Below are 12,750 nucleotides of genomic sequence, written 5' to 3' on the forward strand. Positions count from 1 at the left end.
GGACCACCGGCGGTGGGCGCGACCGACCCGGCCGACAAAACCTAGCAGCGCGAGTTTTTCGCACTGCGCCGCCGACGCTATTAGCCTCCGGGCCCCAAATCCAGCCCCGCCCGTCACATGCGGGCTCGCCGGACAAATCCAGCTCCGCCGGCGTTTGAGGCACGGGGTCCGGGCGGAGCCCCGGCACCGGCGCCGCAGCGGCGGACCGGGCGTCAGCCCGCGGCCTGCTCCGCGGGAGCCGGACGCACCTCGGCGATCCGCTCCCCCGCCGCCTGGGCGGGCAACCGCACCGGCTCGGCCGCCGACTCCGCCCCGCAGTCCATGACCTTCGGCAGCTTCAGCGCCATCACCGCCCCCGCGAACAACAGCCCCGCACTCACCACCAGCGTCACGTGCAGCCCGTGCACGAAGGCGTGCCGGGCCGCGGCGTACAGCGACTCGCCCGCCGCCCCGCCGAGGTGCGCGGCGATCTGATAGGCCTCGCCCAGAGAATTGGCGGCGCCCGCCGAATCCGCCGCCGAAACCCCCGGCACGTCCGCCAGCCCCGGCCGGTACGCCGCGTTCATCACGCTGCCCAGCAGCGCGATGCCCATCCCCGCGCCCAGCTGGTACGAGGTCTCGCCGATCGAGGCCGCACCGCCCGCGGTGGCCGCCGGGGCCTCGCTCAGCATCGACTCGTACGCGGCGAACAGCGTGGTCTGCAGCCCGAACCCGAGCAGGATGAAGCCGACCGTGAGCAGCACGGGCCGGTCGTGCTGCCCCATGAAGGTGAGCAGCAGCACGGCGCAGGCGGTCAGCAGGAAGCCCAGCGAGACCATGGTGCGCGGCCCGATCCGGGCCAGGGTGTAGGACCCGGTGGCCCCGGCCGCCATGGCGGCGAAGGTGAGCGGCAGCAGCCGCAGGCCGGTCTCCAGCGGGCTGAGGTGCAGCACCAGCTGGAGGTACTGGACGGCGATCAGCTCCAGGCCGACCAGCGCCAGCATGGCGAGCACGATGCATCCCACCGAGGTGGAGAAGGCGGCGCGCGAGAACATCCGCATGTCGATCAGCGGATGCGTACGCCGCTTCTGCCGCCGGACGAAGAGCACGAGCAGCAGCACGCCCAGGACCAGCGGCACCAGCGCCTGGGCGTCGAGCAGCTGGCGCTCGGCGCCGAGCCGCTTGATCCCGAGGACCGCACCGAGCACACCGGCGGCGGCCATCACCGCGCCGAGCACGTCCCACGGCCCGTCGGCGGAGCCCTTCGACTCCGGCAGCAGCCAGCGCCCGAGCGGCAGGATGAGCGCCATCAGCGGGATGTTGATGAGGAAGACGGAGCCCCACCAGAAGTGCTGGACGAGGAAGCCCCCGAGCACGGGGCCGCTGGCGGCGCCGATCGCGGCGACGGCCGTCCAGATGCCGATGGCGAGCGCCCGCTCGCGCCGGTCGGGGAAGACCTGGCGCAGGATCGACAGCGTGGCGGGCATGATCATCGCGCCGCCGATGCCGAGGAGGGCGCGCGCGGCGATGAGGACCTGGGCGTTGTCGGCGAGGGCCGCCATGGCGGAGGCCGCGCCGAAGAGCCCGTAGCCGAGGAGGAGTATGCGCCGGCGGCCGACCCGGTCGCCGAGGGTGCCGAAGAGGATCAGCAGGGCGGCGCAGACCAGGGGGTAGGCGTCGACGATCCACAGGAGCTCGATGGAGCCGGGGCGCAGGTCCTCGGTGACGGAGGGGACGGCGACGTGCAGGATCGTCGCGTCGAGTGCGACGAGCACCAGGCTGACGCACAGGACCGCCAGGACGACCCAGCGGTTGGCTCCGCCGGAGGCCGCGCGGATCCGCTGCCAGGGGGAGGGGGTCCTGGTCCCGGCCGCGTTCGTCCCCGACATGCATGTACCTCCCAGGTGATCCCTCGCGCTCGGCGGACCAGCGTCTGACGGAGCCGCGGGGGGTGGTGCGCTGTGCGGCGTCCAACGGGGTCCGGCATCGACACGCGAGTGAACGATCAGCGTACGCGAGTTCGCCTGTCCGGCACGTGGCCAAGCTCTCATCCCGACGGCGGCCGCCGTGTGGCGTGCGCCACTTCACCCCGCCCCGCCCCTCCCCCGCGTACACGCGCGCTCACGGCCCGTGGTTCTCGGGCCGCGCCCACCGGCCTGCCCAGCGGCCGCCCGGCGGCCGCCGCCACCGATAATCATGCCCGTGAAAGATCTTGGATTTCGCCGGGCCGCGCCCGCGCTGGCCGTCTTCGCGGCGGTCCGGCTGCTCGGGCTGGCCGTGCTCGCGGTGTGGTGCGCGGCCGCCGGCAGCAGCCCGCACACGCTGCTGTCGGCGCGCTGGGACTCGCTCTGGTACGCCCGCATCGCCGCGGAGGGGTACGGGTACGAGGTGCTCCTCCCGAACGGGGACGTCCACTCGAACCTGGCCTTCTTCCCGCTGCTGCCCTGGCTGGAGCGGCTGGTGTCGGCGCCGACCGGGCTCTCGTACGGCTCGTCGGGCCTGGTGGTCTCGGCGGTGGCGGGGCTCGCCGCGGCCTGGGGGATCTTCGCGGTGGCGGACCTGCTCCACGGCCGCCGGGCCGGGGTGCTCGCCGTCGCCGTCTGGGCGGCGCTGCCCGTCGGCATCGTGCAGTCCATGGCGTACAGCGAGTCGCTGTTCACCGCGCTCGCCGTCTGGGCGCTGTACGGGGCCCTGCGCGGCCGGTGGCTGACGGCGGGCCTGCTCGCGGCCGGGGCCGGGCTGACCCGCCCGGTCGGCGCGGCAGTGGTCGCGGCGGTGTGGGTGGCGGCCGTACTCGCGTGGCGCCGCGGGGAACGGTCCTGGCGGATGGCGGGCGGGGTGCTGCTGGCTCCGCTGGGGGCGGCGGGGTACGCGCTGTGGGTCGGCGCGCGCACCGGGGGCGGCCTGTTCGGGTACCTGGACGTGCAGGCGGGCTGGGGCAACGGCTTCGACTTCGGGTGGGCCTTCGCCCGCTTCATCGGGGCGAAGCTGGCCTCGTCGGCCTTCGCGGCCGGACTCGGTCTGATCGCGGGGGTCGTGCTGGTGCTGTGGCTGTACGGACGGTGCGTACGGCAGCGGCAGCCGGCTCCGCTGCTCGTGTACGGCGGGATCGTCGTGGCGCTCGCGCTGTGCGCGTCGGGGTACTTCGGCTCCAAGCCCCGGCTGTTGCTGCCGGCCTTCCCCTTGTTCCTGCCGGTGGCGGTGGCGCTGGCCGGGTGGCGGACCCGCCGGGCGGCCGCGGTGCTGGGTGCGGCGGCCCTGGCCTCGGCGGTCTACGGGGCGTTCTGGCTGAACGGTTCGGGCCCCCCGTAGCGGCCGACGTAACGGAATGGATCATTCCCCTCCATCTTTCAGCAAAGGAAATGACCTGCGGCGATAAAGCCCGGGTAAGTAGGCGAAAGAATTGCCGGGACAGTGGATCCGCCACACTCCAACCGCTGCCGAAATGCCGGGAATTAAGTACCGCGTGAGACCAACTCCACATCACATGGTCATCACAAAGCCCGCGATTCGCCCGGCCCGACCATCGGCTCGCGGTAACGTCGATTGAGTGCGTACCGATCAAATCCTGACCCGTCTGGAGCGGGTGTTCGCCCGGCTGGACCGGGAACCAGAGCGACCGGCTCATCTGCAAACCCCGCAGATGAGCCGGCACCGCGTCGTGCTCCTGGGATCGACCCTCGCCTTCTACCTGGCGATCGTGGTGGCCGTGCTGACCACGTCCTGGCTCGTCCGCCTGGACTGGCAGGTCATGTTCTTCCGGCCCTACGAGCAGTGGCCGCAGGTCCACGCCTTCCTCGACTACCTCGTCGTGCTGGGCCAGCGCGGGCCCACCGCGGTCATGGTCGCCGCCTGGCTCGGCTGGCGCTCCTGGCGGCAGCACACCCTCCGCCCGCTGATCGCCCTCGGCGTGGCGCTGCTGCTCCTCAACATCACCGTCGGGTCCGTCAAGCTCGGCCTCGGCCGGCTCGGTCCGCACTACGCCACCCAGATCGGCTCCGCCGAACTCTTCGCGGGCGGCGATATATTTCCTTCCGGCCACACCGCCAACGCCGTCGTGACCTGGGGGATCCTGGCCTACCTGGCCTCCACCGTGGTCACCCGGCGGGTGCTGTCCGTGGTGTCCGCGGTCGTCTCGCTGAGCGTCGGCGCCACCACCGTGTACCTCGGCACCCACTGGGTCAGCGATGTGCTGCTCGGCTGGTCCGCGGGTCTGCTGATCCTGCTTGCCCTGCCCTGGTTCGAACCGCTCATCGCCCGGACCGAGGCCTACGTCTTCGAGCTGCGCGAGCTGCTGCGCCGCCGCGCGGAGACCGGGCGGATGTCCGCCCCGGTCGCGACCGCCCTCATGCCGCTGCTCTCCGCGGGCGGCAAGTGGCAGCTCCAGCGGGTCGTCGACCCCGTCGCGGAGCCCTCGTCCGCGCCGGCCGCGGGCGCCGCGCAGACCACCCAGGCGGTCCCCGCCGGACACGGTCCGGCACCCCGACCGGCGGCGATCCTGTCCAGCCGGCCGCACCTGATCAGGTCCGAGCGGACCCCGGTCACCCCGGTCGGCAGCCGCCGCCCGGCGCACACCGACCGGCCCGCCGCCCGGGGGGCCGCCGCCCGCCCGGTCGCCGGCGGCTGAGCCGGCCGCCGCGGGGACGGTACGCACCACCTCACCCCCGCACACGACGAACCAACGACGGAGGCGGGCCGGGTCAGTGACCCGGCCCGCCTCCGTCGTTGGTTCGTCAGCGCCACGCCAGGACGTTCGTCCGTCCCGGGTCACGCTTGTGTCACAGAATATCTACAACTGCCAATTGTTTTCCGGCCCGCGACACGCCCGCCGCGCAAGCTCTTTGGAATTCCCGTCCAAACCCCCTGCCTCGGCCCCGGAATTCCCGCCGGAGATTGCCGCATCCCTTGGACCGGACCAGGCGAATCCCCCTCAGATCCCCTACATTTCCTTCACCGCCGCGGGCTCCACGGCCCGCCCCAGGAGATCCCGCGCGGCCCTGATGCGATCCGTCAGCTCCGGCGGCTCCACCACTTCGAACTCACAGCCGAGCAGCATGACGTGAATCACCAGGACGTCCAGGTTCACCGCCCCGGTGCGCAGCAGGCAGCTCCCCCCGTCGACCGGTTCCAGCACTCCGTCGCTCGGCTCGATGATCCGCGCCGCCTCCTGCGCCGAAACCTTCAGCCGCACCACCGCGCGGGCGGCGTACGCGCGCTGCCCCACGCCCCGGGAGACGTACGCGGCCAGGTCCTTGGCGGGCGGCGGGCGCGGCGTGAACCGCGGGCCGTGTGGCGGGCGGGGCTCGATCCGGTCGGCGCGGAAGGTGCGCCAGTCCTCCCGGTCCACGTCCCAGGCGACCAGGTACCAGCGCCGCTCGGTGCACACCAGCCGGTGCGGCTCGACGACGCGGCGGGTCACGTTGCCCTCGTGGTCCCGGTAGCCGAAGCGCAGCCGCTCCCCGTCCCGGCAGACGGCGGCCAGCTCGGTCAGCACGGACGGGTCCACGGTGGACCGCTGCGGCCCGCGCAGCATCGGCACGGTGAACTCGTTGAGCGCGGACACCCGCCGCCGCAGCCTCGACGGCAGCACCTGCTCCAGCTTGGCGAGGGCCCGTACGGAGGCCTCCCCGATCCCCTCGACCCCGTTCCCGGCGGCCGTCCGCAGCCCCACCGCGACGGCGACGGCCTCCTCGTCGTCCAGCAGCAGCGGCGGCAGCTCGGCCCCCGCCCCGAGCTGGTACCCGCCGCCGGTCCCGGGGCTGGCGTTCACCGGGTACCCCAGCGCCCGCAGCCGGTCCACGTCCCGCCGGACGGTCCGCGGGGTCACCCCGAGCCGGTCCGCGAGATCGGCCCCGGTCCATTCGCGGTGGGCCTGCAACAGGGACAGCAGGCGCAGCAGTCGTGCGGAGGTGTCGAGCATCCCCCGAGTCTGCCAGCGCCCGCCGACAGCCCTCTAAGGCCGGTAGGGCAGCTGCGGAACGTCGAAGCAGGTGGCATTCATGCCGCCGCCCTGGGTCACCCAGCCCTTGCCGTCCTGCCAGCGGGCCACGGACAGGCAGGTCCTGCGCTCGGCGGGCGGGACCGGCGAGGGGACGAAGGAGGCCGGGAGCAGCAGCCCGCGCGCGGTGTACGGCTCGGCCCGCCGCATGAACCGCTCGACACACGGACGAGTGAGGTCGGGCAGGCAGGAGCGGGCCGCGTCGGTGAACCACATGGCGGCGGCCCAGCCTTCGAGCTGCCACTGGGAGAAGCCCTGCCCTCGGCCCGCGCCCCCGGCGAGGGCGGCGCGGAACTCGGCGACCGCCGGGTCGGCGGCGTCGGCGTGGTTGCGGCTCGAACCGGTCACCCAGAGGGAGTTGCGGCACACCGGCGCGTCCTCGTAGTCGGCCGCGACCCGGTCGTTCCAGTTCTGCACGTTGGTGACCTTGGCCGTCACCCGCACCCCGGCGGCGTCCATCGCCGCGCAGAGCCGGGCGTTGCCGTGCGCGTCGAGGGCGTCGAAGACCAGGTCCGTGCCGCGGGCCCGCAGGTCGGCGGCGACCGCGCGGAAGTTGGGCAGCGCGAAGTCGAGCTGCTCGGGCACCACCTCGTACCCCTCGGCGCGCAGCCCCTGGGTGATCTGGCGGGCGTACCCGGCGGAGGCCGCCTGGTTGTAGGAGACCACGGCGGCGGTCCGGGCGCCCTGCTCGCGCTTGAAGTACCGGTAGACCTCGGTGCCGCCGTAGAGGGTGCCGCCCCAGCCGGGGGACTTCCCGTCGCGGGGGGCCTGGCTGCCGTAGATCCCGTACAGGTGCGGGTAGGTGTCGTACGCCGTCCCGATGGGCTGTCCGCCGATGTCGGGCACGCCCGCCCGGTCGACCTGCGGGGCCCCGGCGTAGTTCAGGGAGGTCGTCGCGACGAGCGCGAACACCTTCTTCTCGCCGAGGAGCCGGCGGACGCAGTCGTTGCTGCCGATGCCGCTGCCGCCGTCGTCGCAGCCGACCACCTCGACCGGGCGTCCGCCGAGCCCGCCGTGGGCGTTCAGTACGTCGAACCAGGCGCGGGCGCCCTCGCCGGGGCCGGTGAAGGCGTCCCCGCCCACGGGGCTGGTGACGCTGGCGATGATCCCGACCCGGACGCTCCCGGCGGCGCTCGCCGGCCCCCGTGCGAAGTCGCTTTCGGGCAGCCGGCTCCCGCAGCCGGCACTCGCCGTCAGGAGCGCGGCCAGCAGCAGGGTTTCAGCAGCCCGGCGCCGCATTGCCGCTGAGTTCGACCAGGCCGCAGAGCGTCTTGACCGACACCTTCCACACGCCGTCCTGGAGCACCGCGGTCCCCTTGCTGCCGGGCAGTGCCGGGGTGTCGCCGACGAGCAGGTCGTACGTCACCCGCGCCTCGGTGGGCGAGGTGAAGACCACCTCGGTGACCTTGGCGGAGGACTTGGCGGCCATGGGATCGGCGGCGAATCCCGCCAGCAGGGGCTGGAGCGTCTCACCGTTCTCCAGCACCTTGACCCGCTCCTCCATGGAGGTCTTCGGGCCGAAGAAGACGACCCAGTTCTTCTCGATCTGCGCCTTGGCGGCCGCCGGGTCCGCGGGTCCCGTGCCGGTCGGCGCGCCGGGCGCGCTGACGGAGGGGCTCGCAGCGCCCCCGTCGTTACCCGAATCGGAGGAGCATCCCGCGAGGGCGGGAACGGCGGCCAGGAGGGCGGCCGCGGCCCACACGCCGATCCGAGGGTGTCTGCCCAGGTCCATCTGGCTCACCACCGGTGTCCGAGCGAGCCGTTCGGCTCGATGATTCCAGGGTCGATGTCTTCCGGGCAGAGTGCAATCGGGGTCGGATGCGAACGGTGTGGGCCCTCGGCGCGGTGGCGGTCGGGGCGCTGTTGTGCGTGGCCGGCTGGTACGGGGTGTCCGGAGAGCGGTTCGCGGAACGGCAGATCCCGTACCTGGCCTCGTGCACGGTGCCGGGCGCGGCCCTGATCGTCGCGGGGGCGCAGTTGCTGGGCGGGGCCGGCCGGCGCCCGGAGCGGGCGGACGGACCGCCCGGGTCGTCCACGGACGCCGCCTCCTCGGACACCTCCGCTGCGGCCCCCTCCTCCTCGGAGCCTCCGGTGCGGGTTCCCGGGGGCACCCTCGCCCACCGCCCGGACTGCCCCCTGGTCGACGGCCGCCCGGAAGTGCTCCCGGCCACCGGGGAGGACGGGTTGACCCCGTGCCCGGTGTGTGAGCCTCCGTGGCCTCGCTGACGTACGAGCTCACCCTCGCCGGCCTGGCGGTCGGCAGCGCCGCCGCGCTGACCGGCATCGGGCTGATCGTGACCCACCGGGCGACGGGGGTGCTGAACCTGGCGCACGGGGCGGTGGCCATGGTCTGCGCGTACGTCATGCGCGAGCTGGTGGTGGGCTGGTCCGTGCCGACGGGGGTGGCCGCGGCCCTCACCGTCCTCGTCCTCGCGCCCGCCCTCGGGCTGCTGCTGGGCCGCATCGTCCCGGGCGGCGACGAGGCACGGGCCCTGACGGCGACCATCGGCGTGTTCGTCCTGCTCGTCGGGGTGGCCGTGGCCGTCTGGGGGCCGGGGGCGCGGGCCGACGCGCCGGTCCTGCTGCGCTCGGAGCCGTGGCCGCAGCTGGCGACCGTCCTCGTACTCGCCCTGCTGGTGGCCTGGGTGACCGGCCGTACCGCCTTCGGCCGCGAGCTGCGCGCCGTGGTCGACAACCGCGGGCTCGCGATGCTGGGCGGCATCGACACGGCCCGGGTGGCGGCGGCCGGCTGGGTCTTCGGCGCCGCCACGGCCGGGCTGACGGGCATCCTGCTCGCGCCGTACCTGCGGCTGGACCCGTACGGACTCCCGCTGCTGGTCCTGGAGGTCCTCGCGGTGGCCGTGGCCGCCCGGCTGCGGAGCCTGCCCGCGGCCGTCGCCGTGGCGCTGGCGATCGGCGTGGCCCAGTCCCAGCTCACCCGCTTCCACCCCGAGGGCCTTGCCGCGCCCTTCCTCCAGTCCCTCTCCGCCAACCTCTTCGCGATCGCCCTGCTGGTGGCGGCCCTCCTCCCGGCCTCCCGTTCGACCGCGCCACCGGACGCGGGGCCGAGCGGCCCCGAGTGGCGGACGGGACCGGCGGGACGGGCCTGGCGGCTGACGGGACCGCTGCGGGGGCTGGTCTGGGCGGCCGTGGGCGGGCTGCTGCTGCTCCCCCTCCGCTTCGGCGGTTCCGGGCTCGACACCGCCCTGCGCGTCCCCGCGTTGGCGCTGGTCCTGCTCTCCCTCGTCGTGGTGACCGGGCGCGGGGGCCAGCTCGCCCTCGGGCAGGCGGCGTACGCCGGGCTCGGCGCCCTGTTCACGGCCCACCTGGCCGCCGCCGGAGTGCCCGGCCTGGTGGCCCTGCCGCTCGGCGTCCTGCTCGTCGCGCCGCTCGGGCTGCTCACCGGGGCGCCCGCGATCCGGCGGCGCGGGCTGGCGCTGGCCCTGGTCACGCTGGCCGTGGGGGTGATGGTCAGCCGGTTCGTGTTCGCGCAGCCGTACGCCACTGCCGGGCTGGTGCCGGACCGCCCGGCCGGCTTCGCCGACGACCGGGCGTTCTACGCCCTGGAGCTGGCCGTCCTCGCCGCCGCGCTGGCGGCCGTACGGGCCCTGCGGAGCGGCCGCCCGGGCCGTGCCTTCGCCGCGCTGCGGGACCACGAGGCGGCGGCCTCGGCCGCCGGTGTCCCCGTTCCCCGCCTGAAAATCCTCGCCTTCGTCATCGGCGCCGCCCTGGCCGCACTGGGCGGCGGGCTGCTGGGCATGGGGGTACGGGCCTTCGACCCCGAGTCCTTCGACCCGGTCCGCAGCCTGCTGTGGTTCGCCGTGGTGGTGGCGGTGGGCGCGGACAGCCTCCTGGGAGCGGTCCTCGCGGCCGTCCTCCTGACCGCCCTCGACACCGCCGCGCCGGGCGCCCTCACCGCCCTCCTGGCCGGCCTGCTGGCCACCCTCGCGACCCGCCGCCTGCCGGGCGCCGGTCGCCTGACGGCGGCCCTGCCCGGCCGACCCGACCCGCCCGTCCCACCCGCCCGACTCGGCCCGCCCGTCCCACCCGGCACGACACCGGCCGGCGTCGGCCGCCGCCCTGGCGGGCCGTCCGGCGAGAGCGGTCCCGGCCCGCACCGCACCCCCGGTCCCGGCCCCGGGAGCGGAGACCCGGCCGGCCCACCCGCCCGACCACCCCGGGTGCCTCCCCCGACCGCCACGGGCCCCGGCGCGGGCACGGCAGTGGAGTCGGTCCTCGGCGCAGCCGCAGGCGCAGCCGCAGGCGCAGCCGCAGGCCCAGGCGCGGGCGCAGCCGCAGGCGCAGCCGCAGGCCCAGGCGCGGGCGCAGGCCCAGGCGCGGGCGCAGGCGCGGGCGCAGGCGCGGGCGCGGGCGGTGGGGCGGCTATGGCGCGGGTGGTGCTGCAAGCGCGGGGGCTCGGCGTCCGCTATCCCGGCGGGGAGCCGATCCGCGGGCTGGATCTCGACGTGTACGCCGGGCGGATCATCGGGATCGTCGGGGAGAACGGGGCCGGGAAGACCACCCTGCTGCACTGCCTGGCCGGCACGCTCCGGGACGGCGTCCGGGGGCGGATCCTCCTTGACGGGCGGGACGTCACCCGGCTCCCCCCGCACGCCCGGGCCCGGCTCGGGCTGGCCCGGACCTTCCAGCAGCCCGCCGTCTTCGCCACCCTGACCGTCGCCGAAAACGTCCGCGTCGGGGAGGAGCAGGGCCGCCGTCCGGCGGGCGAGGCCGAACCCGCCGGCGCCGAGACCCTGCGCGCGCTGCGCCTGTTCGGGCTCCTCCCCGAGCGGGACTCCCCCGCCGCCCGCCTCCCCACCGGCGTCCTGCGCCGCACGGAACTCGCGCGGGCGCTGGCCGGCTCCCCGCGCGTACTGCTGCTCGACGAGCCCACCGCCGGGCTGGACGCCGCCGAAGTGGCCGCGCTCGGCCAGGTGTTGCGGGCCCTCGCCGCCGACGGGACGGCCCTCGTGGTCATCGAGCACGACCTGGACCTGATCGCCGCCCTCGCCGACACCGTGCACACGCTCGAGGACGGCCGGCTCCATGGCACTTGAGATGGCGCTGCGCGCCGCCCGGGTCCGCTACGGCCCCCTCGAAGCCCTGCACGGCATCGACCTGCCCGTCCCCGCCGCAACCCTCACCCTGCTGCTCGGCCGCAACGGCGCCGGCCGCACCACCGCCCTGCGCGCCCTCGCCGGAGCGGTCCCGCTCAGCTCCGGCAGCGTGCTCTGGCGCGCGGCCGACGTCACGCGGCTCCCGGCCCACGACCGCGCCCGGCGCGGGCTGTGCTTCGTACCGGACCGGCAGGCCGTGTACCCGTCGCTCACCGTCGCGGAGAACCTGGAGCTCGCCGCTGTGCGGCACGGGGCCGCGCTCGACGCGTATCCGGCCCTGGAGGCCCTCCTCGCCCGGACCGCCGGCACCCTGTCCGGCGGCGAACAACGCATGCTCGCCGTCTCCCGGGCCCTGCTCAGCCCGCCCGGGACCGTACTGCTCCTGGACGAGCCCACCCAGGGCATGTCCGCGCCCGTAGCGGCCCGCACGTACGCGCTCCTCGCCGAACGGGCCGCCGCGGGCGCCGCCGTGGTCCTGGCGGAGCAGCACCTCCCCCCGGCGCTGGCGCGCCCCAAGGTCCTGATCCACGAACTCCGCCGCGGCACCCTTACCTTCACCGCCGAGGCCACGGAGCGCGCTTAGCCTCCCGGCAGGAACCGGCATCTACGCCCCCGCGGGGCCCGGCGGCTTCGCCCCGGCAGGGGCCGAGGTCCTCGTCCCGCAGGGCCCGGCGGCCCGGCGGGAGCCGGCGGGGCCGGGAGCCTCTACGCCGTGGTGGCCAGCGGCTTCGCCCCAGCAGGAGCCGGCGTCCACGACCCCGCGGGGCCCGGCGGCTTCGCCCCGGTGGGGGCTGGGGGTACCGGGCCGGGTGGGGGCGGGAGCTTCGAGCCCGTAGGGGGCGGGGGCTTCGGGACCGCTGGGGGCGTGGGGGGCAGGGTGAGGAGCATGCCCACGCGGAGGGACGCCGGGCGGTCGCCGAGCACCGCCCGGTTCGCCTCGTGCAGCGTCCGCCAGCCGCCCTTCACCCGGTGCCGGCGCGCGATCGACACCAGCGTCTCCCCGGCCCGCACCACGTGCATCCGCCCCGCCAGCCCGTACCGCTTCGAGCACACCGGCCACGCGCCCCACCCCTGCCCGCCGATCACGTCCTCCGCGACCCGGATCTGCTGCCCCCGGCTCGCCAGATCGGCCCGCCCCGCGAACACCAGCCCCCCGTACTCCTCCCACGTCGGCTGCCGGAACTGCAGCCCCCCGTAGAAGCCGTTGCCCGTGTTCACCGCCCAGCGGCCCCCGCTCTCGCAGTCGGCCACGCAGTCCCACGGCCACGCCCCGCCCGGCCCGCAGTCCCCGGGGCCGGTACCGATCACGCCCGGCGATCCGGGGTGCGCCGCCCCGGCCGGCCCGGGCGCGGGCGGCGGCGGGGCAACGGCCGCGGCCACCGCGGCGTCCGGCGGCAGTACGAGGACCAGCGCGGCGGCCGCCACCCGCGCGGCCCGCCCGATGCTCGGCCTGTGCATCGGGTCACGCTACGGAGCCCCCCGGCGCCCTCCCGGCCCGCCACGCGGCACTCCCCCGCACCCCACCCGCTCGGCCGACCCGCACCCCTTCCCCCAAACAGCCATCCCCGGACATCAACTGCGCACAATCAGAAAACAGTTGGCACGAAAACGAAGCCCCGGTCGGACGGTTCACTCCTTCGGGGGCCAGGTTCGAAT

Annotated in this window: 10 protein-coding genes; 5 read left to right on the forward strand and 5 right to left on the reverse strand. The window is 75.3% G+C overall.

All coding sequences use genetic code 11. The features are described from left to right. Positions 1 to 212: 212 nt before the first annotated feature. Positions 213 to 1,868: an MFS transporter gene (locus tag ACGFYU_RS34080; RefSeq protein WP_393831172.1), complete on the reverse strand. Its 1,656-nt coding sequence runs from the start codon at positions 1,866 to 1,868 to the stop codon at positions 213 to 215. Between the two features lie 307 nt (positions 1,869 to 2,175). Here ACGFYU_RS34080 and ACGFYU_RS34085 point away from each other — a divergent pair, with 307 nt between their 5' ends. Together ACGFYU_RS34085 and ACGFYU_RS34090 are read left to right on the forward strand one after the other, a co-directional pair. Then, the gene (locus tag ACGFYU_RS34085; protein ID WP_393831173.1) at positions 2,176 to 3,291 is read left to right on the forward strand and encodes a hypothetical protein; all 1,116 of its coding nucleotides are present in this window, start codon (positions 2,176 to 2,178) and stop codon (positions 3,289 to 3,291) included. Between the two features lie 238 nt (positions 3,292 to 3,529). Then, entirely contained in the window at positions 3,530 to 4,606 is a 1,077-nt protein-coding gene (locus tag ACGFYU_RS34090) for a phosphatase PAP2 family protein (protein WP_393831174.1), read from the forward strand. Between the two features lie 312 nt (positions 4,607 to 4,918). Here the strand turns inward: ACGFYU_RS34090 and ACGFYU_RS34095 are convergent, their stop codons facing one another. Genes ACGFYU_RS34095 through ACGFYU_RS34105 form a run of 3 tightly spaced genes read right to left on the reverse strand, consistent with a single transcriptional unit; the run spans position 4,919 to position 7,709 of the window. Continuing rightward, positions 4,919 to 5,899 (reverse strand): helix-turn-helix transcriptional regulator, encoded by a 981-nt coding sequence (locus tag ACGFYU_RS34095; RefSeq protein WP_393831175.1) that lies wholly within the window; start codon positions 5,897 to 5,899, stop codon positions 4,919 to 4,921. A gap of 33 nt (positions 5,900 to 5,932) precedes the next feature. Next, on the reverse strand, positions 5,933 to 7,216 hold the full coding sequence (locus tag ACGFYU_RS34100; RefSeq protein ID WP_393831176.1) for an ABC transporter substrate-binding protein: 1,284 nt from the start codon (positions 7,214 to 7,216) through the stop codon (positions 5,933 to 5,935). Next, positions 7,197 to 7,709: a hypothetical protein gene (locus ACGFYU_RS34105; RefSeq protein WP_393831177.1), complete on the reverse strand. Its 513-nt coding sequence runs from the start codon at positions 7,707 to 7,709 to the stop codon at positions 7,197 to 7,199. The genes ACGFYU_RS34100 and ACGFYU_RS34105 overlap by 20 nt, the downstream gene beginning before the upstream one ends. A gap of 86 nt (positions 7,710 to 7,795) precedes the next feature. On the opposite strand from ACGFYU_RS34105, the gene ACGFYU_RS34110 reads away from it, so the two are divergent. The 3 genes from ACGFYU_RS34110 to ACGFYU_RS34120 are packed head-to-tail and all read left to right on the forward strand — an operon-like array spanning position 7,796 to position 11,677. After that, a complete protein-coding gene (locus ACGFYU_RS34110) occupies positions 7,796 to 8,203 on the forward strand; it encodes a hypothetical protein (protein WP_393831178.1) in 408 nt (135 codons plus the stop codon). Continuing rightward, positions 8,191 to 11,034: an ATP-binding cassette domain-containing protein gene (locus ACGFYU_RS34115; RefSeq protein ID WP_393831179.1), complete on the forward strand. Its 2,844-nt coding sequence runs from the start codon at positions 8,191 to 8,193 to the stop codon at positions 11,032 to 11,034. The genes ACGFYU_RS34110 and ACGFYU_RS34115 overlap by 13 nt, the downstream gene beginning before the upstream one ends. Further along, positions 11,024 to 11,677: an ATP-binding cassette domain-containing protein gene (locus tag ACGFYU_RS34120; protein ID WP_393831180.1), complete on the forward strand. Its 654-nt coding sequence runs from the start codon at positions 11,024 to 11,026 to the stop codon at positions 11,675 to 11,677. Before ACGFYU_RS34115 ends, ACGFYU_RS34120 begins: the two co-directional genes overlap by 11 nt. Positions 11,678 to 11,799: 122 nt before the next feature. Here ACGFYU_RS34120 and ACGFYU_RS34125 read toward each other — a convergent pair whose 3' ends face one another. Continuing rightward, entirely contained in the window at positions 11,800 to 12,552 is a 753-nt protein-coding gene (locus ACGFYU_RS34125) for a transglycosylase family protein (RefSeq protein WP_393831181.1), read from the reverse strand. Positions 12,553 to 12,750: the final 198 nt, after the last annotated feature.

Origin of the sequence: Streptomyces sp. NPDC048337 (assembly GCF_043201175.1) — a bacterium.
Classification (GTDB): Bacteria; Actinomycetota; Actinomycetes; order Streptomycetales; family Streptomycetaceae; genus Streptomyces.